28 protein-coding genes and 1 tRNA gene are annotated in these 26,252 nt (G+C 45.9%); 13 read left to right on the top strand and 16 right to left on the bottom strand.

Going from position 1 to position 26,252, the window contains the following annotated elements:
* Positions 1 to 212: 212 nt before the first annotated feature.
* Together H8S65_RS03990 and H8S65_RS03985 are read right to left on the bottom strand one after the other, a co-directional pair.
* Entirely contained in the window at positions 213 to 1,487 is a 1,275-nt protein-coding gene (locus H8S65_RS03990) for a phage integrase SAM-like domain-containing protein (RefSeq protein WP_186928651.1), read from the bottom strand.
* A gap of 199 nt (positions 1,488 to 1,686) precedes the next feature.
* Positions 1,687 to 1,761: transfer RNA gene (locus H8S65_RS03985), tRNA-Pro, on the bottom strand.
* A gap of 220 nt (positions 1,762 to 1,981) precedes the next feature.
* Here H8S65_RS03985 and H8S65_RS03980 point away from each other — a divergent pair.
* On the top strand, positions 1,982 to 2,611 hold the full coding sequence (locus tag H8S65_RS03980) for a recombinase family protein (protein ID WP_186928650.1): 630 nt from the start codon (positions 1,982 to 1,984) through the stop codon (positions 2,609 to 2,611).
* An 82-nt stretch (positions 2,612 to 2,693) separates the two neighbouring features.
* Here the strand turns inward: H8S65_RS03980 and H8S65_RS03975 are convergent, their stop codons facing one another.
* Complete coding sequence (locus tag H8S65_RS03975) at positions 2,694 to 3,221, bottom strand: DJ-1/PfpI family protein (protein ID WP_186928649.1); 528 nt, start codon at positions 3,219 to 3,221, stop codon at positions 2,694 to 2,696.
* Positions 3,222 to 3,387: 166 nt separating this feature from the next.
* Between H8S65_RS03975 and H8S65_RS03970 the strand changes: the two genes are divergently transcribed.
* The 3 genes from H8S65_RS03970 to H8S65_RS03960 all read left to right on the top strand — a co-directional run bounded on the left by H8S65_RS03970 (position 3,388) and on the right by H8S65_RS03960 (position 6,658).
* On the top strand, positions 3,388 to 3,750 hold the full coding sequence (locus H8S65_RS03970; protein ID WP_186928648.1) for a winged helix-turn-helix transcriptional regulator: 363 nt from the start codon (positions 3,388 to 3,390) through the stop codon (positions 3,748 to 3,750).
* 75 nt (positions 3,751 to 3,825) lie between these two features.
* Positions 3,826 to 5,250 (top strand): 23S rRNA (uracil(1939)-C(5))-methyltransferase RlmD, encoded by a 1,425-nt coding sequence (gene rlmD, locus H8S65_RS03965; protein WP_186928647.1) that lies wholly within the window; start codon positions 3,826 to 3,828, stop codon positions 5,248 to 5,250.
* Positions 5,251 to 5,260: 10 nt separating this feature from the next.
* A complete protein-coding gene (locus H8S65_RS03960; RefSeq protein WP_186928646.1) occupies positions 5,261 to 6,658 on the top strand; it encodes an MltF family protein in 1,398 nt (465 codons plus the stop codon).
* On the opposite strand, the gene H8S65_RS03955 is transcribed toward H8S65_RS03960, so the two are convergent.
* Genes H8S65_RS03955 through H8S65_RS03930 form a run of 6 tightly spaced genes read right to left on the bottom strand, consistent with a single transcriptional unit; the run spans position 6,655 to position 10,407 of the window.
* A complete protein-coding gene (locus H8S65_RS03955; RefSeq protein ID WP_186928645.1) occupies positions 6,655 to 7,182 on the bottom strand; it encodes an ATP-binding protein in 528 nt (175 codons plus the stop codon). The two genes, H8S65_RS03960 and H8S65_RS03955, sit on opposite strands and share 4 nt — an antisense overlap.
* Positions 7,179 to 7,919: a PHP domain-containing protein gene (locus H8S65_RS03950; protein ID WP_186928644.1), complete on the bottom strand. Its 741-nt coding sequence runs from the start codon at positions 7,917 to 7,919 to the stop codon at positions 7,179 to 7,181. Before H8S65_RS03950 ends, H8S65_RS03955 begins: the two co-directional genes overlap by 4 nt.
* Positions 7,916 to 8,254 carry a DRTGG domain-containing protein gene (locus H8S65_RS03945; protein WP_186928643.1) on the bottom strand — a complete coding sequence of 113 codons (339 nt, stop codon included), beginning with the start codon at positions 8,252 to 8,254 and terminating at the stop codon, positions 7,916 to 7,918. The genes H8S65_RS03950 and H8S65_RS03945 overlap by 4 nt, the downstream gene beginning before the upstream one ends.
* On the bottom strand, positions 8,241 to 9,617 hold the full coding sequence (locus H8S65_RS03940; RefSeq protein WP_186928642.1) for a [Fe-Fe] hydrogenase large subunit C-terminal domain-containing protein: 1,377 nt from the start codon (positions 9,615 to 9,617) through the stop codon (positions 8,241 to 8,243). Before H8S65_RS03940 ends, H8S65_RS03945 begins: the two co-directional genes overlap by 14 nt.
* Positions 9,618 to 9,619: 2 nt before the next feature.
* Positions 9,620 to 10,045 (bottom strand): ATP-binding protein, encoded by a 426-nt coding sequence (locus H8S65_RS03935; protein ID WP_005643243.1) that lies wholly within the window; start codon positions 10,043 to 10,045, stop codon positions 9,620 to 9,622.
* A gap of 17 nt (positions 10,046 to 10,062) precedes the next feature.
* Positions 10,063 to 10,407, bottom strand: coding sequence for a DRTGG domain-containing protein (locus H8S65_RS03930; protein WP_186928641.1), 345 nt, complete (start codon positions 10,405 to 10,407; stop codon positions 10,063 to 10,065).
* A gap of 95 nt (positions 10,408 to 10,502) precedes the next feature.
* On the opposite strand from H8S65_RS03930, the gene coaW reads away from it, so the two are divergent.
* The 8 genes from coaW to H8S65_RS03890 all read left to right on the top strand — a co-directional run bounded on the left by coaW (position 10,503) and on the right by H8S65_RS03890 (position 17,727).
* The gene (gene coaW / locus H8S65_RS03925) at positions 10,503 to 11,345 is read left to right on the top strand and encodes a type II pantothenate kinase (RefSeq protein ID WP_186928640.1); all 843 of its coding nucleotides are present in this window, start codon (positions 10,503 to 10,505) and stop codon (positions 11,343 to 11,345) included.
* A 560-nt stretch (positions 11,346 to 11,905) separates the two neighbouring features.
* Positions 11,906 to 13,282 carry an aminopeptidase P family protein gene (locus H8S65_RS03920; RefSeq protein WP_186928639.1) on the top strand — a complete coding sequence of 459 codons (1,377 nt, stop codon included), beginning with the start codon at positions 11,906 to 11,908 and terminating at the stop codon, positions 13,280 to 13,282.
* Between the two features lie 137 nt (positions 13,283 to 13,419).
* Positions 13,420 to 13,824 carry a hypothetical protein gene (locus H8S65_RS03915; RefSeq protein ID WP_222616236.1) on the top strand — a complete coding sequence of 135 codons (405 nt, stop codon included), beginning with the start codon at positions 13,420 to 13,422 and terminating at the stop codon, positions 13,822 to 13,824.
* Positions 13,825 to 13,910: 86 nt separating this feature from the next.
* A complete protein-coding gene (locus H8S65_RS03910) occupies positions 13,911 to 14,351 on the top strand; it encodes a LapA family protein (protein ID WP_186928638.1) in 441 nt (146 codons plus the stop codon).
* Between the two features lie 17 nt (positions 14,352 to 14,368).
* A complete protein-coding gene (locus H8S65_RS03905) occupies positions 14,369 to 15,583 on the top strand; it encodes a sodium ion-translocating decarboxylase subunit beta (protein ID WP_186928637.1) in 1,215 nt (404 codons plus the stop codon).
* 103 nt (positions 15,584 to 15,686) lie between these two features.
* Positions 15,687 to 16,913, top strand: coding sequence for a phosphoserine phosphatase SerB (gene serB / locus H8S65_RS03900; protein WP_186928636.1), 1,227 nt, complete (start codon positions 15,687 to 15,689; stop codon positions 16,911 to 16,913).
* A 20-nt stretch (positions 16,914 to 16,933) separates the two neighbouring features.
* The gene (locus H8S65_RS03895) at positions 16,934 to 17,236 is read left to right on the top strand and encodes a Dabb family protein (RefSeq protein ID WP_075964716.1); all 303 of its coding nucleotides are present in this window, start codon (positions 16,934 to 16,936) and stop codon (positions 17,234 to 17,236) included.
* Positions 17,237 to 17,253: 17 nt separating this feature from the next.
* Positions 17,254 to 17,727: a C-GCAxxG-C-C family protein gene (locus H8S65_RS03890; RefSeq protein ID WP_186928635.1), complete on the top strand. Its 474-nt coding sequence runs from the start codon at positions 17,254 to 17,256 to the stop codon at positions 17,725 to 17,727.
* A gap of 4 nt (positions 17,728 to 17,731) precedes the next feature.
* On the opposite strand, the gene H8S65_RS03885 is transcribed toward H8S65_RS03890, so the two are convergent.
* The 7 genes from H8S65_RS03885 to H8S65_RS03855 all read right to left on the bottom strand — a co-directional run bounded on the left by H8S65_RS03885 (position 17,732) and on the right by H8S65_RS03855 (position 25,699).
* Positions 17,732 to 18,436 (bottom strand): MgtC/SapB family protein, encoded by a 705-nt coding sequence (locus H8S65_RS03885; RefSeq protein WP_186928634.1) that lies wholly within the window; start codon positions 18,434 to 18,436, stop codon positions 17,732 to 17,734.
* 42 nt (positions 18,437 to 18,478) lie between these two features.
* The gene (locus H8S65_RS03880) at positions 18,479 to 20,638 is read right to left on the bottom strand and encodes an alpha-galactosidase (protein ID WP_186928633.1); all 2,160 of its coding nucleotides are present in this window, start codon (positions 20,636 to 20,638) and stop codon (positions 18,479 to 18,481) included.
* Positions 20,639 to 20,841: 203 nt separating this feature from the next.
* Complete coding sequence (locus H8S65_RS03875; protein ID WP_186928632.1) at positions 20,842 to 21,753, bottom strand: dihydroorotate dehydrogenase; 912 nt, start codon at positions 21,751 to 21,753, stop codon at positions 20,842 to 20,844.
* The gene (locus H8S65_RS03870; protein ID WP_186928631.1) at positions 21,741 to 22,520 is read right to left on the bottom strand and encodes a dihydroorotate dehydrogenase electron transfer subunit; all 780 of its coding nucleotides are present in this window, start codon (positions 22,518 to 22,520) and stop codon (positions 21,741 to 21,743) included. Before H8S65_RS03870 ends, H8S65_RS03875 begins: the two co-directional genes overlap by 13 nt.
* Positions 22,521 to 22,582: 62 nt before the next feature.
* The gene (locus tag H8S65_RS03865; protein WP_186928630.1) at positions 22,583 to 23,032 is read right to left on the bottom strand and encodes a helix-turn-helix domain-containing protein; all 450 of its coding nucleotides are present in this window, start codon (positions 23,030 to 23,032) and stop codon (positions 22,583 to 22,585) included.
* A gap of 843 nt (positions 23,033 to 23,875) precedes the next feature.
* Positions 23,876 to 24,898 carry a DNA polymerase III subunit delta gene (gene holA / locus H8S65_RS03860; protein WP_186928629.1) on the bottom strand — a complete coding sequence of 341 codons (1,023 nt, stop codon included), beginning with the start codon at positions 24,896 to 24,898 and terminating at the stop codon, positions 23,876 to 23,878.
* A gap of 24 nt (positions 24,899 to 24,922) precedes the next feature.
* Positions 24,923 to 25,699: an AMP nucleosidase gene (locus tag H8S65_RS03855; RefSeq protein ID WP_186928628.1), complete on the bottom strand. Its 777-nt coding sequence runs from the start codon at positions 25,697 to 25,699 to the stop codon at positions 24,923 to 24,925.
* A gap of 54 nt (positions 25,700 to 25,753) precedes the next feature.
* Here H8S65_RS03855 and H8S65_RS03850 point away from each other — a divergent pair, with 54 nt between their 5' ends.
* Positions 25,754 to 26,203, top strand: coding sequence for a type I restriction enzyme HsdR N-terminal domain-containing protein (locus tag H8S65_RS03850; RefSeq protein ID WP_186928627.1), 450 nt, complete (start codon positions 25,754 to 25,756; stop codon positions 26,201 to 26,203).
* Positions 26,204 to 26,252: the final 49 nt, after the last annotated feature.

Raw genomic sequence — 26,252 nt, 5'->3', positions numbered from 1 at the left:
TTCGAGAAAGTTGCTGCAATTTCGCAAGCAACATGTTTTTTGAAACAGATATTGTCATTGTGCCTGATTTTATGGAAGGCACCAGGTAAATGGTTATTTATCGGATGTTTACAGGAAAGCTTAAGACAATGTGTATAAACACAAAAAGTTGGATCTCAAACTTTCGTCTAAAATCCAACTCGAATTCTCTGCTGCAAATATAGGGAGCTTTTTTATACCTGCAAACATTTAGCCTGTTTTTTTTGAGATATTTTTTTAAGGTAGTCCAAAACCGTCCGGTTTGACTTGTCAAATATAGAGTAATCGATCTCTATATAAATATCAGCCATCTTATAATCATTGTTCACATGGCCAAGACAGAAGTCCACATCAGCTTTTGGAACACCGGCTTTATTCCTCGCAACACTCGCCCAGCTGTGCCTAATCCAGTTTGTTGTCAATTCGCAGTGCAAGTTCAATTCATCGGCTATCTTCTTTAATCCCTTATTGACTGCTTTCATAAAACTCTTATGATTACAGTATTTCCGGCGAAAATATGACAGGAACCCAATATCGCTATATTGTTTTATTAAAGGCTCCAGTTCCGGCTCTATCCTTATTGATAGCGGGAACCGGTATACATTATCTTCTGTTTCTGTTTTACTCCGTTCATATTCCAACCGGCCTCTTTTCGTTCCTCGCATCTGGTACAGGTCTTTTACATTGATCCCCATCATATAGAACATGATCATAAAGACATCACGTGCCATGTTAGCCCGTCCAGTTGAGAAGTGTCCGTCCCTAATCCGGATAATATCTTCAGCGGAGATCGTTTTGCGCTCCCGGCGATACTTGGGTACTTTCACCTTTGAAAATGGGTCGTTCGGTATCCGTATGATATCATAGTCCTCATTATTATAATATGCCTTAGCTTTATTCAGTAGTGATCGGATCGCGCGGAGATAGTTACTGATACCACCTGGAGAAAGTGGCTTCCCTCCCTGGCCAGAGATAGATAGCTGCTGCTTAAATTCGTTCAACCGTTGAGCCGTGACATCCCGAACATCAATCTTTTTCCGGTTATAAAACCAGCATAAAGAGTTCAAGGCTGTTTGATACCATTCCCGAGTAGCTTCTTTATCCGTTTTTTCTATAATACCATTACAGAAGGCTATAAAGTCTATGAACTCATACTCCGGTTCCATAGCCGCTGTTATCTGCTCCTTAACCTCTATACAGCTCATGCGTGATACTCGCTCGATGCCAAGCTTAATACAGACACTACGATATTTTTGAATCAAGTTACCGAGCTCGTAGTTGAGTAGATCCGCATCCCGGTAGCCGGAAGTGATCACACCATCTTTACCCAAATAGTCCTCCTGAATATAATAAGGAGTAGAGATATACTGTGATGCCTTGTTATGATATATACGGATCTTGATATTTTTTGTTCCGTCTGATTTTATGTGCGAATTACCGGCCATAACGACCGCTTTAAAAGTTGCCATAGTACTTCATGTTTTTAATGTTTGAAACCAAAAACATATTGTACAGAATCGTTTAAAAGATATTTAAAAGAAATACCCTGCCTTATCGACGCTTATTAAAGAGAAATAAGCCGTTTTGGCATAAAAAAAACGAGCCAATACAATTATGTACCGACTCGTCATCTCTTTAATTAGCTTAAATACAGCCTCTTATTCTCTGTCGGGGTACCAGGATTCGAACCTGGGACCCCCTGCTCCCAAAGCAGGTGCGCTAACCGGACTGCGCTACACCCCGTTTTCGCAATCTCTTTATTTTTGATTGCGGTGCAAAGGTAGGTATTTATTTTTAACTACCAAATATTTCATTGTTTTTTTTATTTGCGTACATTCGCATCAGTTTAGGAGATCATTATAACAATATGCATCCTCCCTCTTATTAATTTTTAGAATGAACATATTGCAAACCAATCTGTTATATATCAAATAATGAAACAAAATTTAAATAATTAAGAAATATGACAATTGCTTATATCCGTACATATTCAAATAAACAACAAACAGAGAGCCAGAAAAATGCAATCGAACAATTTGCAAAAGCAAAAAAAATTGAGATTGATAAGTGGCTGAAAGATGCTAAAAACTCTTCCAAAGGGAAAAACCGACTCGAAGACGTGATAAAGAATTTGCAAGAAGGCGATATTCTTATCGTTGCCGACGTCACCCGACTCAGCCGGAAGCTGATGGAGATAATGCATTTGATTTTGTTGTGCATTGAAAAGAAAGTGACGCTTTACTGTATCAAGGAAGGCTATTCATTCGAAGACAACGTGGATAGCAAGACGCTGGCATTCACATTCGGACTTGTTTCCGAAATAGAAAGTAAACTTATTTCTGCCCGTACGAAAGAAGCACTGACGGCCAGCAAAAATAAAGGAACGAAATTAGGACGACCTTTGGGAAGCCCCAAAACCGAATTTCTCCTTTCCCAGAAAAGCCAGATCGAAAGAGAATTGAAGGAAGAAAATGCGACATATGCCGAATTAGCCGATTATTATAAGGTTTCTTTAAGCGGTTTCAAGCGCTTCGTCCGGGAAAATATACCGAACCTGCCTTCGAGAAGGAAAAAGAAAAGCGATACCGAATAAATATAAAAAAAGAGCGGTACGGACCTAAAGTTTATAAATCTTTCGGAAGTACCGCTCTTCTTATAAATAGACAATCTGATTTTTATTTCAAGGCATCGAGTACCTGGGACATCATCGTCCAGATGCTATTTTCATCTTGAGCTGTGTAAATATTTCCATCGACCTCAGATTTGTTGTCTGTTGCCTTTCCCTTTTGTATAGCCGGCTTTGCAAGCGGATGGACGGCAACCGTCTTTCCATCGATAACACCTGCCATATCAAACAGCATTGCTCCGGCACAATGCCCGATCATGATTTTCCCCTTTTGTCCGAACGCTGAAATGACAGCCATCAGATCCTGGTTGTACGGTTCTCCTGCATGTTGAGCAAACTGCGGTATAGCATCTCCACATGCGAATACCATCGCATCAAAGTCATCTTCATGTCCTTTCAAGTTTGCGACGACATCGTCTACGATCAAAGCGATACCGGAGTTTGTACGAATCTCCTTCGAATTGCTGACAGCAAACACTTTATAAGAAATACCATTTTCAAAAAATGCTTCCAGATACTGAAACAATCCACATCCGTTTACCGGATTCACTGCCAAAACGGCTACTTTCTTTGCCATGATAATAATAATTTTAGTGATACAATAGTTCTTTTTAGTAAGTTTATTACCTTTGTACAGCAAAGATAAGTAGTCTGATTCGGTAAAACAAGAACGCACCTATGAATAAGCTACTTACATAAATGTAACTATTGTTGAGACACAAGGCGCTACTAAAACAAAAAAAATGAAAAATTTTTATCCGACAGGGAATTGTCCTATCCGGGACATCTTGTGCAGGCTCGGCGACAAGTGGTCGATGCTTGTTATGATCACACTGAACGCAAACGGCACGATGCGTTTCAGCGACATCCAAAAAACAATATCCGACATTTCCCAGCGTATGCTGACTGTCACGCTCCGGACACTGGAAACCGACGGGCTTGTTTCGAGAGCGGTCTACGCTGAAGTCCCGCCCAGAGTCGAGTACCAGCTTACGGAAACCGGCAAAACGCTGATGCCACATATAGAAAGCCTTGTCGGTTGGGCATTGGAACATATGACAGTTATTTTCGAGAGCCGGGAAAAGACAGGGCAGTTACACGGATAGTCAAAATCTTTTGCGCAAAGTATTTTACGATGTATTTTATCTCTATCTTTGCGCAAAATTAAAAAATTAATCATCTTGGCAAGAAATAAGAAGCAGTTGCCTTTATTGGAAAAGGTAACGATAACAGATGTAGCCGCAGAAGGAAAGGCTATCGCACGAGTGAACGACATGGTGGTATTCGTACCTTTTGTCGCCCCCGGAGATGTCATCGACATACAGTTGACACGTAAAAAACATAGTTATGCGGAGGGAAAAGCAGTACATTTTCATGAATACTCGCCCCAGCGTGCAGTGCCGTTCTGCAAACATTTCGGCGTGTGTGGCGGCTGTAAATGGCAGCATCTTCCCTACGAGGAGCAGATTCGTTATAAACACAAACAAGTAATAGACAACCTGACGCGCATCGGCAAAATCGAGATGGAAGAAATTCTTCCGATCAAAGGGTCTAAACACACGACCTTCTATCGCAATAAGCTCGAATTTACGTTCTCCAACAAGAAATGGCTGACTGAAGAAGAGGTGAAAACCGGAGCTAAGTTCGATTGCATGAATGCGGTCGGTTTCCATATTCCGGGGATGTTTGACAAGGTGCTCGACATTCACAAATGCTGGTTGCAGAACGATATATCAAACCGTATCCGCCTGGCGGTCAAAGAATATTGTCTGACACACGAAGGTTATCCGTTCTTCGACCTCCGCAATCAGGAAGGATTTGTGCGCACATTGATGATCCGTACGGCTTCAACAGGCGATCTGATGGTGGTGTTAGTGTTCTTCTATGAAGATGTGGAACACCGGGAAGCACTTCTCTCCCATGTCGCCGAACAGTTCCCGGAGATCACTTCACTGATGTATGTCATTAATGGAAAATGCAACGATACGATTACCGACCAGGACGTTCTTGTGTTCCGCGGAAAAGATCATATCATCGAAGAGATGGAAGGACTTCAGTTCAAAGTCGGTCCGAAATCATTCTACCAGACCAACAGTGAACAGGCTTACGAACTGTACAAGGTTGCCCGTGAGTTTGCCGGACTAACCGGAAACGAAATGGTTTACGACTTGTACACCGGAACCGGCACGATTGCCAATTTCGTCTCACGCCAGGCAAAGAAAGTGATCGGCATCGAATATGTGCCCGAAGCAATCGAGGATGCCAAAGTCAACTCCGCACTGAACAAGATCGAGAATACACTGTTCTACGCTGGTGACATGAAGGATATCCTGACACAGGATTTCATCAACCAACATGGCCGTCCGGATGTTATTATCACAGACCCGCCCCGTGCCGGTATGCATGACGATGTGATCGACACGATCCTCTTTGCAGAGCCGGAACGTATCGTTTATGTAAGCTGTAACCCGGCGACACAGGCACGCGACCTGAGCTTGCTCTCCGTGAAATATGCCGTCAAGAAGGTGCAGCCGGTAGATATGTTCCCGCATACGCATCACGTGGAGAATGTCGTTCTCTTGGAGAAATTAAAAAACAAGAATTAATAATTAAGAAATGAAGAAGGTCATCCTTTTGTTTTTTGTTACGCTGTTGTTATCCGGCTGCAATCGTGCGAGGCAGGAACAAGGACAGGAGGATGACGATGTGACAATGGACCTGCCGCAACTGAAGGCGCAAGGCGAAATAACTGCCGTCACGCTTTACAGCTCGACATCTTATTTCCAGTATAAGATGCAACCGATGGGTTACGAATACGAACTGATCAAGGATTTCGCCCGCTCGGAAGGATTGAAACTGAACATCAAGGCAGCAGAAAGCCCTACGAAGTTGATCGAGATGCTGGAAGCAGGCGAGGCGGATGTAGTCGCCTACCCGATCCAGATCAGCAACCGCATGAAAGAGAAGCTGATCTATTGCGGACGGGAAGAACAAGACTGCCAGGTGTTGATCCAGCAAGCCAACAAGGGCGACAAGGTCATCACCGACGTGACGGAACTGCTCGGAAAAGATGTCTATGTAAAACCAGGAACCAAATACTTCGAACGGCTGAAAAACCTCGATGTCGAACTGGGCGGCGGTATCCGGATTCATGAAGTGGATGCCGATACGGTGACGACAGAGGATCTGATCGGCATGGTCTCGCAGGGGGAAATCCCTTACACCATAAGCGACGAGAATATAGCCCGCCTGAACAAAACTTATTTCTGGAACCTGAACGTTTCGCTGAAGGTCAGTTTCCTGCAACGCTCTTCCTGGGTCGTACGCAAAAGCAGCCCCAAACTGGCCGAGGCCATCGACGCTTGGGCGTCCGACAAGGCGGGAACACATGTCTACAAGGCTTTGACGAAACGTTATTTCGAACTGAGCAAACAGCCCGTCACAGCCGAACTGCCGGAAGTCAAAAATGGGCATGTATCGCCTTACGACGAACTCTTCCGCAAACATGCCAAAAATATCGGATGGGACTGGCAGCTGCTCGCCTCGATCGGCTACCAGGAGTCCCGCTTCAATCCGAACGTCGTCTCATGGGCCGGCGCAGAAGGGCTGATGGGGATCATGCCGAATACAGCTAAGGCTTTGGGCGTGACGCCTCACGAACTGAAAGACCCCGATACGGGCATCCGTACAGGTGTGGATTGCCTGCGCCGTTTCCGCCAGGGATTCGGTAAAATAACCGACCCGGTCGAAAAGATCAAGTTCACGCTGGCGGCCTACAATGCAGGGATCGGGCATATTTACGATGCGCAACGGCTGGCAGAGAAATATGGCAAGAACCCGTACGTTTGGGACGATAATGTGGCCGAATATATCCGGTTGAAAAACGATCCGGAATACTACAACGATCCGGTCTGCAAACACGGTTACCTGCGTGGTTCGGAAACCTTCAACTATGTGCGCGAAGTGATGGAACGTTACAACTACTATCTGACAAAAACAGGTCAAAAAGGTTAGGGCCTGATATTCTCCCTGATCATCTCTTTTACCAACAGCATCACTTTCGGATGGCTAAGCGGGATGCCGTCCAAAATCTCTTTTATCTCATTCGTACTGATAGAGAATGTAGTTTTTCCTGCCTGATATTCAAAGCGAACATTAATATCCGGATTGCCGGTGATCAGCATGGCGACCGTTCCCGGAAGATCCCCCCAGGGCGGACAGTCGATATGGTCGGAATGGAAAGAGGCTGCCACCTCCGTTCCCTTTCCCGGCTTGGATGTAATGGACACAGCCCCGCCTGTCTGCTCCGCATTCTGGATCAGGAAGGGAATACCGAGCCCCACTTTGCGGGTCGTGCGGGTGGTGTAGAACGGATTTGTGATGCGGGCAACGGTTTCCTCGTCCATTCCTGAACCGTCGTCCGTAATGCGGATAATGATTTGCGCATCTTGTTCTTCTATATGCAAACCTATCTCCGAAGCATTTGCCCGGATGCTGTTTGCCGTGATATCAGTGATATGGAAAGATAGATTATTCATGCTGTTACAATCGTATGACTGTTTTCCTTCCGGAAAGCCATCGCCAAATGCTGGAAATCGAGCGCATCAGCTTTCAACAGGGAGTATTTTGTGCCGATCTGTTCGGGATAATGTGCATCGGAAGCGCGGTAAACCGTATACTGTTTCAAATAAGCATGTGCCGCCACTAACTTTTCATAGCGGACAGCATCGTTGAACTCGATTGCATCCAAAGGCAAGGAAGGATCGATGAATCCCAACTGGCTGATCAGGCTGAACGAAGGGCGTTCGACATGGGCTGCAATGAACAACCCGCCCAGGCGATGCACCACTGCGGCAATCTGTTCCACACTCTGGTCAAGGGCGGAAATAAGCAAATAGGGAGCTTCTCCCACAATCTCGTTCCGGCCGTTCACCCAAACCTGGTCGCCAAAACGTTCGGGATCGTTCGGGACAGGCGGCAGATGGTCATATAGATAGGCCTGGAAAGCAGCGCGTGCCTCGTCATCTGCAAAAAGCGCAACACAGTGCGCCTCTTCGCGTGTCGTCACCTCCGCGCCGGCAAAGACCGTCAGTCCCCGCTCCTTTCCCAATGCCTGGATTTCGGGACATTGCAACGTGCTGTTATGATCCGTGACAGCTATGGCATCCAGTCCCCGTTCGAGGGCCGTTTCCACAATCCGCTGCGGACTCATCTCCAGGCTTCCGCAAGGCGAAAGGCAAGTGTGCAGGTGCAAGTCTACCCGGAACTCTTTCATGCCTGTTGCAAAAGGCGGTAGATTTTTCCTGTTACTTCGAATGCGGAAAGCGGCGTTCCGAGCAAAGGCACGTTTTCCTCTTTTCCTTTATCGAGCGTCTCCTCGTCCGGCGAAGCCCCGTTCACGATCAGGACGGCAGCCGCATCTTTCAGGGTGGCGACGGCCACGATGTTCTGGTGCGTCTGCATCGTGATCCACAACATTCCTTCATCGATATGTCCCATTACGTCACTCAACAGGTCGCTGGTATAACCGCCGGAAATCTCCGCGTCCAACCCTGCTTCCCCGCAAAAAACGGTTAAGTTCAATTCTCTCACTAAATCACTGACCTTCATATTTAGCTCCTTTCTTATAACAATCTTTGTTCAACCGGTCTTTCCCCCAAGTCTTTTCAATCAGGCGGAAAGCGTGTTCCTTGTCCAGCTTCCCGTGCTTCTCCATATTACGCTGCATAAAGACACAATCGCTGAACTGCGCCTCATGGCGGACGATATCTTCCGCCAACGCCTGGCAGTTGGGCGAACCGCAGGCCCCGCAGTCGATGCCGGGCAGATAACACATCAGCTTGCGCACCTGCTCCATCTTTTTCAGGACTTCTTCGATATTCCCTTCGTACCGCAGCTTCGGATTGGGCTGAAGCGGACGAATAGTGATGTGCTGTTTCAGATAGGACAACGCTTCCAAGCGGTCGGAATAGATCAGCGGGGCCTTGTCACGCTTCATCGAACGCTTCATTACCCGCTCGGCAGTAAGGAAACGGTTGGCGACAGCCAGCACGCCGCCCGCACAGCTCCGGTCGCAGGCACGCAGTTCGAGGAAATCCACATTGCGGACCTCGGTTGTCGATTCCATCCGTTCCAAGAACTCGATAACATTGTGTATCTCGTCGATCGCCAGACAGCGGCCGGAGAAATGCTTGGCTTCGCCTCCCGTCTGGCTCCAACGCATCTCCTTCTTGGTCAGGGACGGCGGAAGGACACATTCGGGCACAAAGTCTTTCGGACGGTTTTTCAGAATATGATATACCTTATTATATAGCGTATCCATATTGATCACGCCCTTGATCGTGGACGAATAGCCTTCCGCGCCTTTCAGGGAGGCGATCTTGGCTGCACAGGGGGTCACATAAAAGATGCCGATCTCTTCGGACGAGAAACCGTCTTCTTCCAGCACTTTATGATAGTAAGTTGCAGTGGCATTGACCGGCGGTTTCACCAACAGGATATTATCGACCAGGGCCGGAAAGCGCACCTGTATCAGCCGGACGATAGCCGGACAGAACGAACTGATGACAGGCTTTTCCTCCGCCTGCTCCATCTGCCGCAGCATTTCGCGGTGGATCATGTCTGCCGTAAACTCGACCTGGAACACATGCGTGAATCCCAGTTCGTATAGCGCACTGAAAATCTCCTCTTCTGTCGTATATTTGGAAAACTGCCCGATAAAGACCGTCGGGACCAGCACGACACGCGCCTTATAGTCGAAGATTTTCTGGAAGTCGTCCTGCTCCACATAGATCGCTTCCGTCGGGCAGGCTTTCAGGCATTCGCCGCAGTCCACACACCAGCCTTTGCGGATGGAGGCTTTCCCCTCGCGGATGCGGATCGCACCGGTCGGGCACTTTGTCATGCAATGGGTACAGCCGACACAGCGGTCATTGTCTATTTTCAATGCGTGATAAAACTTTGTCTCTTCCATGCCTATCTGTCGTTTGCGGAGAAATAGGTTAGCATACGGACAACCGTACCCTCTCCTACTTTGCTCTCGATCGTTAATTCATCTACATTCTTCTTCATATTGGGCAACCCCATGCCTGCACCGAACCCCATCTCGCGGACGGCAGCCGAAGCAGTGGAGAATCCTTCCTGCATCGCCTGGCCGATATCGGGAATGCCGGGGCCTTCGTCTTGCAACAGAAGGCTGATCCTGTCGGCTTCGATATCGGCCAGCACCGTCCCGCGCCAGGCATGGGCAACAACATTGACCTCGGCTTCATAGAGGGCGACGACCACCCGCTTGATGATGCGCGGATCGACGGACAGTTGCTTCAAGACCTTCTTTATCTGGCTCGAAGCATAGCCGGCTTTTGAGAAGTTGCCTCCTTCCAGTTCAAATCTGAATTGCATATCTTCACCTCCTTTGCTTAATAGATAGGCGGAAGTCCGTTGCAATAGAGCTCGCCGACCGTGTGGTACATAGAGTGGTCCGTTTCCATCAGGATCATATCGTTTTCCGCTGCCAGTTGCAGTATTTCGGGAGTCGCTTTCTTTCCCCGCACGAACAGGATGCAGGAAACATCCGCCATCTCCGCCGTCCGGATCGTCTGCATATTGCATAAGCCCGTGACGAGCAGCACACCGTTACAATCCAGTGTCAGGACATCGCTCATCAGGTCGCTGGCGAAAGCGCATTGCACTTCGTGGTCTTCCCGGCCGCTTCCGCACACGACTGTTGCGCCGGTAAGCGCCATTATCTGCCGTATCTTCATATTATATAAAGGTTATATTTGCCGGGACAATGTAAGAAATAGTTATAACTTTGCAAGCGAAAAGATACAGAAAATTACAACTAAATCATGAAAATATGGGCGTAGTAATAGGTATTGACGTCGGTGGAAGCACAACCAAGATTGTCGGAGTGGAAAACAAGAGCATCAAATCGCCGATGTTCGTCAAGGCGACAGATCCGGTCACCTCGCTCTTCGGAGCTTTCGGCAAGTATATCTATGACAACGGGATCACCTTGCCGGAGATCGAGATGGTGATGCTGACGGGCGTGGGAAGCGCCTTCATCGACCAGCCGCTATATGGCCTGCCGACAGCCAAGACAGATGAATTTCTGGCCAACGGCCTCGGAGCCAAATATGCCGCTTCGCTGGAGAACCTGATCGTTGTAAGCATGGGAACGGGAACTTCTTTCGTCAAGGTGGAAGGGCAGCAGATCCAACATATCGGCGGGATCGGCGTCGGTGGCGGAACCTTGCTGGGACTCTCCCGCCTGCTCCTGAAAACGCAGGACATCCATCTGATCGCAGAAATGGCCCGAAAAGGGACTCTGACGAATATCGACCTCCAGATACAGGACATCTGCAACCGGCCTCTGCCCGACCTGCCGCTGGACGCCACCGCCTCCAACTTCGGAAAAGCGGACGGCAACGCTTCTCCCGAAGATATTGCTTCGGGGATCATCCACATGGTCCTGCAGTCGATCGGCCAGGCCGCCATCCTGTCGGCTCTCAACAGCCCGATACGGGATTTCGTCCTGATCGGCAACCTGACGCAGTTGCCCCAGTGCAAGGAAATCTTCCCCAAGCTGGAAGAAATGTACGGCGTCCGTTTCCTGATCCCCAAGTATTCGGAATACAGAACCGCCATAGGAGCCGCCCTTACCTACATAAACGGCTCGACGGTTCATCCGGTCTGTTAGTTTTCCCGGTCGGATTATCATTCTGTCATCTTTATAAGAACAAAGCAGTGCATTATGAAACGTTAAAAAATATTACCCGCTATACTAAATCCAAATAGATGCACTACTAATCCGATTTAGACGGGGTGGCAGTGACATTTTGATAAACTAAAATCCGAATATCTAAGAGCCGTGGGGGCATATAAAAAATTCGGACATGGCTATTCTTCTAAGAATCGAAGTAGACATGGAATCCGGAAAAGCTACAGTTTTTCAAGATATGCAAGACCGTCCTATTGTGACATTGGTCCAGTTATAAAGCAGACAAAAATCGACTTATTAAGCAGCCTCCTGTCTACTCGATAAGTAGAGGGGTGGTCTGCTTACTAAGTAGACAAGAGCCTGCTTATCGAGTAGTTTTTGAGGTACTCGATAAGCAGGTTTTTATTTATTACTGATAACGGCAACTTTTATATTACCCTGCTTGTTGACTCTGTCTATATAAAAATAATACCTCCCGAATATGTTAGGATTCCAATTTATGCTTATCTTTGGTAGCATTAAATCAAATTTATAATATCATGTTCGCAAAAGAAACTTATATCGCCCGCAGGGCTAAATTAAAACAGACGATAGGTTCCGGCCTGTTGTTATTTTTAGGTAACGATGAGTCCGGTATGAACTATGCCGATAACACATACCACTTCCGCCAGGATTCCACTTTTCTGTATTTCTTCGGACTTCCCTATGCCGGACTGTCCGCCATCATCGACATAGACAACAACCGCGAGATCATTTTCGGCGACGAACTGACGATCGACGCAATCGTCTGGATGGGTACACAGCCGACGCTGAAGGAAAAGAGCGAAGCCGCCGGTATCACCGAAGTACGTCCCTTCAAGGAAATCGAAACCTATCTGAAGAGCGCACAGCAGAAAGGCCAGCCGGTTCATTACCTGCCGACTTATCGCGCCGAACACCAGATCAAACTGTTCCAATGGTTAGGCGTCGTTCCGGGAGCCGAAAAACCTTCCGTACCTTTTATAATGGGCGTTGTCAACCAGCGTAACTATAAGAGCGAAGAAGAAATTGCGGAAATAGAAAAGGCCTGTATCGTGACAGCCGACATGCATCTGGCTGCCATGCGCACCGTTCGTCCGGGCATCCGCGAAAGTGAAGTGGCCGCTGCCGTTGCCGAAGTGGCTTATGCAAACAATTACGAACTCTCCTTCCCTATCATCGCGACGATCAACGGACAGACGTTGCACAATCATGATCATAGCAACAGGATCAAGAGCGGCGACATGCTTCTGCTCGATGCCGGCGCCGAAACGGAGATGGGATATGCCGGCGATATGTCGTCTACGATTCCTGCCGATGCCAAGTTTACGACTCGCCAACGCGAGATCTACGATATCCAGGTGGCGGCCCACGAAGCGGCTGTTGCAGCTTTGCGTCCGGGCATCCCGTTTGTCGATGTATATGAATTGTCCTGCAAAGTGATCATGGAAGGTCTGAAAGAGTTAGGCTTTGTGAAAGGTGATCCGATGGAAGCTGTCAAAGCCGGTGCTCATGCCATGTTCATGCCTTGCGGTTTGGGACACATGATGGGACTGGATGTTCACGATATGGAAAACTTAGGCGAAGTCTACGTCGGATATGACGGCCAGCCGAAGAGCACGGAGTTCGGACGCAAGTCTCTCCGCCTCGGACGTAAATTGGAACCGGGCTTTGTCCTGACCATCGAACCGGGCGTTTACTTCATCCCCGAACTGATGGATCTCTGGAGAAGCCAGAACAAGTTCACTGAATTTATCAACTACGACAAGCTGTTCACATACAAAGATTTCAGCGGTATCCGCAACGAAGAGGACTATCTGATCACCGAAAACGGCGCCCGCCTGTTAGGTAAAAAGATCCCCGTTCGTGCTGAAGAAGTAGAAGCGATAAGGAAATAAAAACAGGACAGACACATGAGGAGAGTGCGTCGACCGTTGTATTTGCGGGACGCACTCTTTTGTTTTTATCTAATTTTTTACAACTTTTATCCCACCCCGGAAGTTATATATCCGAGAACTGTTTCTATATTCGCGCCATGATAAAGAAGATGCTGTTCATATTATCTCTGATCTGCCTTTTCGCGCTGGATGGAAAGATTGCAACCGAAGAAAATAGTATCTCCGCCTTACCTTCCGCTGTCGCGACGCTCCTTGACAGGCTACCGGATTCCGGTGTCAAGCAGGAACAGATCGATTACGAAAAAATATCCCAGTTCAAATGTACCGGACTTTGCGTGACACCCCGTTCACAGGTCTTGCAGGAAAGCTACGAGCGGCTGGTGAAAATAGTGTCCAGGCAGTTTGAAGTGTTTCTGCAAAAAGAACAAAACCTGCTCAACAAGACTTCCGAGACTTTACGAATCGTACAATCCATAAAATTCTCTTCTCTTCGCATACGTGCAGGCCATTGGGTCTACGTACTCCGAAAAATAATTATTTAGCACTCTTCAGGGATTTAGTGATTTTAAATTACTTCCGGTATCGCATCGGAAGCAGAATCGTTATTCATATAAATTAGTTAAGAAATATGTTAAGTCTATTCATTTCTACCCTGGAGATGATGGGCCTTACCTTTGTCATTGGCTTTTTTGTCGCCGGTGTCATCAAAGGTATCGCTTTCTGGGCCGACTCCCTGGAATATCATCACTCGCACGCTGCTGAACTGGCGCAGTTCAACAGAATAAATAAAGTTCGGGCCAAAATAAGCGAACTGTTAGGTCTTGTTCCTCCCGAAGGAATAGAGCAACTCAATGACGAACGCGAAGACTTCGCCAGAGGTGAAAATCCCGATCTTGCCAATATGAAGCCCGGCGGATACTATCACGGTGTCAGCCACGGGGCATCGCAACTCGACCTGATCGACTATTACTACCCCCGTGACACGCGCTTCATGTATCTGAAAAAGAAAGAACAGATCATGAAGAAACGAAACTCAAATAAAAACAAACCTCTTTCTCCGGAAGAATAAAAAACGTAACTGACAATATGGAAAATATAGATTTCTTAGGACTGTTCCAAGGCTTTGGAACAATGGTAGCCGGTGGCTGGCTATTGGCCGCAGCCCGTATATTTCTGATCCTTTTAGGTGGGCTACTGGTCTATCTGGGCTGGAAAGGTGTGCTCGAACCGATGGTTATGATCCCGATGGGACTGGGTATGATCGCAATCAATTGCGGTACGCTGATTATGCCGGGCGGTGTATTGGGCAACTTGTTCCTGGACCCGATGCTTTCCGATACAGACGAGTTGATGAACGTCATGCAGATCGACTTTCTGCAACCGGTCTATACGCTGACGTTCAGTAACGGGTTGATAGCCTGTTTTGTATTTATGGGAATCGGTACGCTGCTGGACGTCGGTTTCCTGCTGCAAAAACCGTTTGCCAGCCTGTTCCTGGCACTGTGTGCCGAACTCGGAACATTCCTGACTCTCCCGATCGCTTCCGCTATCGGTTTGAATTTGGGAGAAAGCGCTTCCGTTGCTATGGTAGGCGGAGCCGACGGACCAATGGTATTGTTTACTTCGTTGATGCTGGCCAAGCATCTGTTCGTCCCGATCACGGTTGTCGCCTATCTGTATCTCGGACTTACCTACGGAGGCTATCCGTATCTGGTAAAACTCCTGATCCCGAAACGCCTGCGTGCAATCAAGATGACAACTAAAAAGGCTCCCAAAACCTATGATGCCAAAGTAAAGCTGGCTTTTTCCGTAATCTTATGTGCCGTGCTGTGTTTTCTGTTCCCGGTTGCTTCCCCGTTGTTCTTCTCCCTGTTCCTGGGAGTTGCTATCCGTGAATCCGGCATGAAGCATATTTATGATTTCGTCAGCGGCCCGCTTCTGTATGGTTCGACTTTCATGTTAGGTCTGCTGTTGGGAGTCCTTTGCGATGCCAAACTATTGCTCGACCCGAAAATCCTGAAGCTCCTGGTCTTAGGTATTGCTGCTTTATTATTGTCCGGAATCGGTGGAATCATCGGCGGATATATCATGTATTTCATTAAGAAAGGCAATTATAACCCGGTGATCGGAATCGCAGCCGTGAGTTGTGTACCGACCACGGCTAAGGTTGCACAAAAGCTGGTCAGCAAGGAAAATCCCGAATCTTTTATTTTGGGAGATGCCTTAGGTGCAAACATCTCCGGTGTAATCACTTCGGCCATTATTACAGGTATTTATATAACGATTATTCCATATCTCTGATCATAATCATCACGAGTTTGAAATTCAAGAAAAAGCATTATTTTTGGAAAACACTTTTTACTTAAAAGAATTATTCGTTTCTTCGCCTTACAATTATAATAGTATGGGACAAAAAGACGAAATAATACTGATAAATATAAATGGTGCGGATCGTCCGGGAGTGACTGCTGCCCTTTCCGAGATACTGGCCAAGAATAATGCTGTTATTTTAGATATCGGTCAAGCCGACATCCATAACAATCTATCTTTAGGCATCTTATTTCAGAGCAGCGAAGGAAACTCAGGAGATATTCTGAAAGAGTTGCTCTTCAAGAGCTACGAACTGGATGTGAATATCCGTTTCAATCCGATCACCGAAGAGGCTTATAACCAATGGGTTTCCATGCAGGGCAAGAACCGGTATATCATAACGATCCTGGGACGGAAACTGACGGCACGGCAAATCGCCGGCGTTACGCGCATCGTTGCCGACCAGGATATGAACATCGACGACATCAAGCGCCTGACGGGACGTATTCCGTTAGACGAAAATGCCCGTACGCCGAAAGCAAGCGTGGAATTTTCCGTGCGCGGAACTCCCAGGGATAAGGAACAGATGAAGGCCGACTTCATGAAACTTTCCGCCGAACAGGAGATGGATATATCCTTTCAGGAAGAAAGCATGTTCCGGCGCATGCGCCGCCTGATCTGCTTCGATATGGATTCGACGCTGATCGAAACGGAAGTGATCGACGAATTGGCTATCCGGGCCGGTGTCGGCGATCAGGTGAAAGCCATTACCGAAGCGGCTATGCGGGGAGAAATCGACTTCTGCGAAAGTTTCCGCCAGCGTTGCGCTTTGTTGAAGGGCCTGGATGTTTCCGTTATGCAGGAAATTGCCGAGAACCTGCCGATTACTGAAGGGGTGGACCGCCTGATGCGTATCTTGAAAAAGGTCGGCTTCAAGATCGCGATCCTTTCCGGAGGATTTACCTACTTCGGCAACTATCTGAAGCAGAAATACAACATCGACTACGTCTATGCCAACGAGCTTGAAGTGGAGAATGGAAAACTGACCGGACGCTATGTCGGTGACATTGTAGACGGAAAACGCAAAGCAGAACTGCTCCGTCTCATTGCACAAGTCGAGAATGTGGATATTCGCCAGACGGTCGCTGTCGGAGATGGCGCCAACGACTTGCCGATGATCAGTATTGCGGGTCTCGGAATTGCTTTCCATGCCAAACCAAAAGTAAAGGCTACGGCCAAACAGTCCATTTCAACAATCGGTCTGGACGGCATCCTGTACTTCTTAGGCTATAAAGATTCCTATCTGGATGAAAAAATGTAACTACAAATAATAAGAGAAAAATGATCAGACACATCGTAATGTTTAAATTGAAGGAGTTTGCAACTCCGGCCGACAAGCAGGCTAAAATGCAGGAAATCAAAACGGGATTAGAAGCATTGATCGACAAAATCGACGTCTTGCGCATGATCCGCGTAGATTTTAACGTGAATCCGGCAGAGACATGGGATATCATCCTGACTACGGAACTGGATACACTTGAGGATGTCAGCACGTATGCCAACCATCCCGAACATGTAGCCGTAGCCAAAGGCATCATCGGTCCCGTCAAGGCAGACAGGGCTTGCGTCGATTATGAATATTAAAAGATATAGGTAGTATCATGAAAGACTTCGATATTGAAGAACGTGTAAATCGTGCAGTCCGGAACTTCGAAGCGGGTTATAACTGTGCGCAATCTGTCTTTCTGGCCTACTCGGATGTTTTTGAACTGGACATGGAGATGGCAAAGAAAATGTCTGTCTCTTTTGGAGGAGGTGTAGCCCGTATGCGTGAAATTTGCGGGACGGTCAGCGCAATGGCCATGTTGGCCGGTTTCAAATATCCGGTTCTGGATATCACCGATCAGGAAGCTCGCACAAAGAACTATGCTATGGTACAGAAAATGGCTGATATGTTCAAGGAAAAGAATGGAACGATTATTTGCCGCCGCCTTTTGCCTCCTGAAGATGCTGCAGCTACGACACCGGCACCGGCTGCCCGTACGCAAGAATATTATCAGAAACGCCCCTGTGGAAGATTCGTTGAAGATTCGGCTCGCATTGCAGGGAGAATGCTGAAAGGGGAATTGGATTGATGGCTTATGCCATCAATCTGATTTGTGTAACAATACCTAAACTCCGTATTTCGTTGAATAAGTTTGTATAGGAGGAGATCGCCTTTACGTTCACTTTGTATGTGATAACGGACCGGTCCTCTTTATAAAATGTCTCGAAAGAGACACTTACGATAAAAACGCCTTTACTTTCCAATATTTTACGGACAGCCTTTAAATCGGGTGTTGCCGTAGAACAAGTAATAGTCAGTATCTTATTGACACCGTTCAGGAACATTCTTCTCTCCAAACGTTCCAAGCTGACCAGAATGAAAAGTGTTATGACAGTTGCAATAGCAGCCGGAATATACATTCCGGCTCCCACTGCCAAACCTATTACCGCCATTACCCAGATACAAGCCGCCGTAGTCAGTCCATGCACGCTCCCGTGGCTCTGGATGATCGCTCCTGCTCCGAGGAAACCGATACCCGAAAGCACTTGTGCCGCAATACGTCCCGGATCGCCATTCAAGAAATTAGGATAACATTGCGGAATCCAGATCGAGACCAGCATGGCAGCAGTCGAACCCATACAAATCAATGTAAAGGTACGCATTCCCGCCTCCCGTCTTCTGAACTGGCGCTCTATCCCGATGACAGCTCCAAAGAAGAAACTGATCAACAGCTTTACGGCTGCCGTATAGGGGGTAATAACCGTGTTTTGTAATATGTCGTTTATCTGTTCTAACATACTTATTGCTTTAGTAACACGCAAATATAAGTATTTGTTTGATCACTTTACCTCTGTAATTTCAATCACATGACTGTTTGTCGGCCGGCTTGAAAACACAGGAATGCCGACATTCATCAGGAACTCTCCGGAGAACGTCTTGCCATTGCAGGCCAATCTGGATTGCGTACCCGGAATCAGGTTGATTTCCTTCAGTTCGTAACGGGCATCTTTCTTCAATCCCTGTAAACGAAGTGGTTGCATCGACTCTGCGTATCTCGGATGGATATCGAAAGCAAACAGAACGGCCTTGCCTGCATTGCCATTGGCATACATAACGGCAGCATGCTGGCTTTCATAAGGCGACTGCAAACGGTATTGGTCTCCGTCCAGAATAACATCGTCCAGACGTTTGAAGTTAGCCACTGCCTCCTTGCAATATTGCTGATCCGCCTGGTTCATTTCGTGGATACGGATGTCGAAACCTAACTTGCACATGCTGGCTACGTCCGTACGGAACTTAACCGGCTGTTTACCCCAACTCGTTACGTGGGCAGCCATGCTTTTAGCCGGGAAGAAGTGGGAATAACCCCACTGGATAAAGATTCGCTCGATAGCATCCGTATTATCGCTCGGCCAGAACTCCGTGAAATATTTCAACGCTTCATAGTCGCAACGGCCACCGCCACCGGAACACAACATCATCGGCAGATTCGGATATTTCTGTTTGATCCGTTCCAGCACGTTATACAGACCGCGCACATGCTCGATGTATAAATGAGACTGCTGGTCTTTCAGATACGGAGAATAGATATTCGTAATCGGGCTGTTGCAATCCCATTTGAAATAGGCGATACCCGGATATTTAGTCATCAGATTGTCTACCACGCCATATACATAATCCTGGACTTTCGGATTACTCAAATCCAAAACCATCTGGTTTCTAAAGTAATACTCGTCACGGTTCGGCAAATGGATCACCCAGTCCTTATGTTTCTCATACAATTCGCTTTTCGGGTTTACCATTTCCGGTTCGATCCACAAGCCAAATTTAATGCCTCTGTCCGTTGCTTCCTTCACCAGCTTTCCGATACCGTTAGGCAGCTTGGTTACGGTTTCTTCCCAGTCTCCTAAGCCTTGATGGTCACTGCTGCGGGGATATTTATTGGCAAACCAGCCGTCGTCAAGCAGGAACATATCGACTCCTAATGCAACGGCTTCATCCATAATATTCACCAACTTGTCCTCGTTAAAGTCAAAATAGGTCGCTTCCCAGTTGTTCAGCAATGTCATACGGGATTTCTCGCCGTCTTTCAACTGATATTTACGTGCCCAACGCTGGAAATCGCGGCTGGCTTTACCTTTCCCTTCCGTACTGTAAGTGAAAATAAATTCCGGCGTGCGGAACACTTCGTTCGGTTTCAATGAGTATTCCGATGCATATGGGTTGATACCGGAAAGGACACGCAGTCCATTCTCGTTGTCTACTTCGAATGTGAAACGATAATTACCTGTCCATCCGATAGTTCCGAATAATATATCTCCTGCATTCTCTTCCGCTTTCCTGTCCAGGGCAAGCAAAAAGAACGGGGAGCAAAACATATTGGCACGGCTTCCCAATTTGGTGTCTAACATCTTTTTACCAAAAGCCAGTTCGGTTTCCTTCATATTGACTTCATGCGCCCAATCTCCTGTAAATTCAGTCAGAAAATACTTGCTGCCATTCAGATGCAACAAAGAGGAAGCATAATTATAAAGGGTTACAGGCTTCTTCTCCTGATGTGAGATCTCCGCATATTCCTTGATGATGTTTTCCTTTGGATAAGCGATGAAATGCAACTTCACTTCGACCGGATATTTATCATCTTTCAAAAGAATTACCGTCTCGTTAACTCCCGACTGAAGCTGTTTGCTTTCGTGGGAGACATATTTCAGGAGCAGGGACGGATTGCCGTCATTATGCAAAACACGGATAGCCGGCTCGAAATAATCTTCCATACCATGTGTCAGATAGGCCTCATTTCCGAGAGGTAATTGTGCAATATCCGAATCAAATGACAGTTTTTGTCCCAGATAAGATTGATACAGGCGACCATTTTTCTCATCAACCTTATAAATAAGGCTAATGTTATCGGTCGTAATTGGAATTACAGTTTTTCCATTTGCACTCAGCGTCGCTGATATCGCTATTAGACATAGCATAAAAAGGTGTCTGATCTTCATGTTTTTCTTCTATAATTTATTAATTCGATATTACAAATTCAAGGTTTATTTTATATACGAACAAAGATATCATAATTATTGGAATAATCATGTTCCAAACAAATAAAAATTACAAGAAAAAGCCGGTAAAACGACTTATTTTATGCGTTTTACCGGCTTTTCTTTAATTTGTTATTCCGGAAAGGATTATTTCATCCTGTTTTTTATACTTCCAAGGCTCCGATCAATTCGCGGACAGACGAAAATCCATGTCTGTTACAATAGTCGTCCATTCCTTCGATAACCTTTATACCGACGGTAGGATCTACAAAATTGTAGGTTCCGATCTGGATTGCCGTAGCTCCGGCCAGCATGAACTCCACCGCATCTTTCCAGTTCGAAATACCACCCAGGCCGATAATAGGAATCTTCACAGCCTTATATGTCTGCCATACCATCCGCAAGGCCACCGGCTTTACACAAGGACCGGAAAGACCACCGGTTATTGTAGATAATATCGGTCTACGCTTCTCCGCGTCAATGGCCATACCCAGCATGGTATTAATCAATGAAACGGAATCAGCTCCCTCGGCTTCGACCGCCCTGGCAATCTCCGTAATATCGGTCACATTAGGGGAAAGTTTTACAATAAGGGTCTTCGGATAAACCTTGCGGACTGCCTTCACCACTTCGCTTGCCCCACAAGTTGTCACTCCAAAAGCCATACCTCCCTGTTTTACATTCGGGCAGGAAATATTCAGTTCGATAGCCGGAATCTTGTCCAAATCCGCTATCTTTTCAGCACATTCCACATACGTTTCTACAGAGGAACCGCTCACGTTTACAATCATGTTCGTGTCGATATCCTTAATCTCCGGATAGATATGATCGACAAAATATTGTGCACCTTTATTCTGCAGACCTACAGCATTCAACATTCCCGAAGGGGTTTCCGCCATACGGGGATAGAAGTTCCCTTCGCGCGGCTGGATCGTTGTCCCTTTCACAAAAATACCGCCCAAGCGGGAGATATCCATAAAGTCCGAATATTCAATGCCATATCCGAAAGTACCCGACGCCGTCATGACCGGGTTCTTCAATTGTAAATTACCGATGTTTACGTTTAATTCAGCCATGTCAAATTTTCAATATTAAATACAGGTCCTTCAGTACATACACACACATGATGTTCATCCTTAGTCTTCTCCACACAGCATAAGCAAGCACCTATACCACAAGCCATTGTGTTTTCAAGAGATACTTCGCATGCAATAGAGCTTGCATGAGCATATTTGGCAACAGCCACCATCATAGGTTTGGGTCCACAAGTGTAAATCCGGTCGAAATGTACATCTTTCAAGATGGAATGGTTCGTTACATATCCCGTTTCGCCCAATGAACCGTCTTCAGTTGTAACATATACGGTTCCAAACTGTTCGAACTGTTCCAATTGTAGCACATCCTCTTTAGAACGTGCCCCTAAAAGGAATGTAGGTGTATAACCGGCCTTTTTCAGGATTGCACCTAAAAACAACATCGGAGCCGTCCCGACACCACCGCCGATCAGCAGTAGTTTTTGCCCTTTATCGGCAGGCAGCGTAAAACCGTTCCCCAAAGGCAACATGATATTAACAATATCACCCGGCTTATACTCAGCCATCCGACGCGTTCCGTCACCAACCAACTGAATGAGCAACCACAGTTCATTAGTCGCTCTGTCAACATAATTAATTGAGATCGGACGACGAAGAAATGTTGTAGGAGAGTTATCCACACGTACCTGTACGAACTGTCCCGGCAACATTTCCGGCAGGATCTGATCAGATGTTAGTTTAAGCAGGCAGTAATTTTTGTGAAGGTTGCAGTTTTCAGTCACCTTCATGTCAAGCATGTACTTCTTCATATAATATGATTAGTCTAATTCTATACAAAGATACATGAATATGGTATATAAACCAAAACAAGCTATTCTTTCTTGTTTTTTTCAGAAATAAAAGTATCAAATGTATTATCGGAATAGAATACCATTATTTTACTTACTTTTCTTGCAGCCGTTTCTTGTTGTATAATTTGCTCAACAACAGGTGGTTTGATGCTGTTTACAGGTGTATCAACCCTCATTTCCTTGCGATATTCAAGAGCGACTTGCCCTTCGGACGGATTTATCGCCATATTTGAGAACAAATCGGGCTGTGTCGACACATGATTTCGCACCATTTCGCCTTTACCGAAAAGGAGCCAGTCGGAATCCACATAAGTGAATCGATCCAGAATTTTTATAAGGACATCCAGACTTACATTATTTCTTCCGTTCAGAATATGCGACATTGCTGAACGCTGGATACCGATTGCTTCTGCAAATTTAGAAGGAGTTAAGCCTTCACGCTCCATGATTTGGGTAATACGTCCTATCATTTTTGTAAATCCTAATTTATTTATAGAAATACTGACATTATGTCCGTTTACATGGTATAAATGTATACGAATCAACAATGATACAAATATACACTATAATTCTCATTTGTGCAATTTAATTATATAAACTTAAACTGTTACTTTTGTATCTAATGGGAACAATTGTGCTTGGTATGATTGTAAACAGATTGTTTTAGTGTAAAAAACAAATTAAAGCATCACTTCATTTATTACATGCATCTTATTGTTATACTTATAATTATATACGTAAATAGCAGGAGTAAACCCACTATTAAGCCACATTTGTACACATATGTAGCAGAAAAATTAATGCATTAGATTAATAATTCTGTATAATTCGATGGTTTATGAGTATTTATGCTGAAAATATAAAGCTGAGATGAAAGTATTATTTTTACTTGTTTAAGATAGTAACGTAAACAGAAACAAATGTTTCATCCTTGTTGCTTGTGTACAAAATAGAATTGTAAACTGTTATTTTTTATACAAAACGCATGTTTACATTTATAATCTACGCTATTTTGTTCACAATTCAATACTCTACTAAAAAGACTTGATTTTACTTACTGACAAAGTGTCCCTATTTACGTTTGTCCCATTTATGGACGAATATATTTTTGTGCAGCTAAAACCTTAACCCTTCCATTTTGGTGATTTTTGTGAACAGATATTCAGGAAAAGACAAATATTTAAATCTCAGCAGGGTAATATTGAAGATAAAGGATTGAAAAACAAGAAAAAGAGGCTTTTTATCAGGTTCAGCTTTTTTATTGTTCCAGATAAAAAGCCTCTTCTTAGGGCTAATTAGGTATAAAAATCGTTTTAGTGCAGGATTTTGTAGAGCAATTCCTTTAAAAGCTCGGCATCGGAAACGGAAGTGTTTTCCACTCCTTTCGAACGGGCATCCGTCATACGGATATCGCTGATCAGGTTAAACACTTTCATCGCCGAATAGTTTCGCATCCCTAAAAGGTAATCCTTAACCTGGAATGTCCCCCGAAGTCCGAGCGCCGTCATCAAGCCGGTTTCGGAACGATCCTTCGTATAATAGCAAATCAGAAGATTCGAGAAATAGTTAAATAATACAGGAAGGGTCATCTGGATCGGATTGCTTTTCGGGTTCTTCTCGAAGTACTGGGCAATACGGTTTGCCTTCAAGACATCTTTCATAGCAAGCGCCTTTATCAGCTCGAAGTTATTGTATTCTTTACTGATTCCGATATTCTGCTCCACCAACTCCGGCGTGATGCGTTTTGCGCCTTTTTCAGGCAGGATTAATGCCAGCTTGTCCAATTCCTTACTCAGGCGGCTTAAATCGTTTCCAAGGAAGTCAGAAAGCATCTGAGCCGCCTTCCCATCTATTCCTACTGAACGCAGTTGCATAAATGATGTGATAAAAGCCGGCATCTTATAGTCGGGAATCTTTTTGGACTCGAACAGCACACCGATCTTGTCGGTCGCAGAAGCCAAAGTCTTACGACGATCCAGATTTTTATATTTATAATTAATGACCAGAACCGTCGACATTAGCGGGTTCTTAACATAGTTAGACAGAAGCTCGATATCACGAATTAATTGAGCTTCCCGGACAACCACTAACTGATATTTTGACATCATCGGGAAACGGCGTGCTGCATTAATTACAGATGCTGCATCCGTATCCGCTCCATACATGATAATCTGGTTAAAATCCCGTTCGGATTCTTCCAATACATTTTCGAGCAGCAAGTCAGTTATCCGATCCATAAAAAACGGTTCTTCTCCCATCATTATATAGACAGGAGCGAATTTTTTAGCGACGATATCCCGGCATATTTCTTCGTATGTATATTCTTTTTTTGCCATATTTGCGCGTGATTTCAATTAAAATTACCAACTGAAACGGATGTGACGGATCGTCTTTTTTCTATCAATAATCTGGCGAAGCGCTTCCACTCCCAACATCACATGCTCTTCCGCAAAATTCCGGGTCACCTCGCGGTCGCTGGCTTCCGTCTTCACCCCGGTTTCTTCCATCGGTTTGTCGGAAATCATCAATAAGGCTCCTGTCGGGATCTCGTTTGCAAAGCCTGCCGTAAACAAGGTAGCCGTCTCCATATCGATACCGGTAGCGTGCGTACGGCGAAGATAGTTTTTGAAATCACTGTCATATTCCCATACCCGGCGGTTCGTCGTGTAGACGGTCCCGGTCCAGTAGTCTTTCCCCCGGTCACGTATGGCGGACGAGATGGCGCGCATCATCGAGAAAGCCGGGAGCGACGGCACTTCTGCCGGCAGGTATTCATTCGAAGTCCCTTCTCCCCGGATAGCCGCAATCGGCATGACATAATCTCCCAGGTTGTTCGCCTTCTTCAATCCTCCGCATTTCCCCAGAAAAAGCACGGCCGTCGGCTTTATCGCCGATAGCAAATCCATAATTGTCGCCGCATTCGCGCTCCCCATCCCGAAATTGATAATCGTGATGCCATTGGCCGATGCGTTCGGCATGGAGTTTTTCAGCCCCAGGATCGGCACGTTAAAATGGTCGGCAAACAGCTCCACATACTTCGTAAAGTTGGTGAGCAGGATATATTTATCGAAGTCTTCCAGCTTCCGCTCCGTATAGCGCGGCAACCAATTCTCGACAATTTCTTGTTTTGTTTTCATAAATCACTACCTTTGATGGTCTATTTTTACAGAATAAAAGAACAAATATAATAAATGCTTGCATTAAACTTACCCGGTTTCGTACCTAAAGTAGCAGAAAAAGATGGAAAACGTACGATCTTCGATCCTGTACGGCAAAAATATGTGGCCCTGACTCCCGAAGAATGGGTACGCCAGCATTTTGTCAATTATCTGATCACCCGGAAGAGTTACCCGAAAGAACTGCTGGCAAACGAAGTGCTGGTCAAACTGAACGGAACCTCCAAACGTTGCGACACGGTCGCCTATAACCGTTTCCTGGAGCCTTTGGTCATTGTCGAGTATAAAGCTCCCCACATAAACATTACCAATGCTGTTTTTGACCAGATAGCCCGTTACAACATGGTGTTGCGTGTCGAATACTTGATCGTTAGCAACGGCTTGAACCACTATTGCTGCAAAATCGATTACAACAACCAGGCTTACGCCTTTTTGGAAGGAATACCCGCATACAACGAGCTATAACCTTCTTTTTGCCAAATAGATCATATATTTCTCCCCAAAAGAAACGGAT

Origin of the sequence: Parabacteroides hominis (assembly GCF_014287585.1) — a bacterium.
GTDB classification, from domain to species: Bacteria; Bacteroidota; Bacteroidia; order Bacteroidales; family Tannerellaceae; genus Parabacteroides; species Parabacteroides hominis.
The sequence above is the reverse complement of the archived record's forward strand: the minus strand, read 5'-3'. Positions and strand labels throughout refer to the sequence as shown.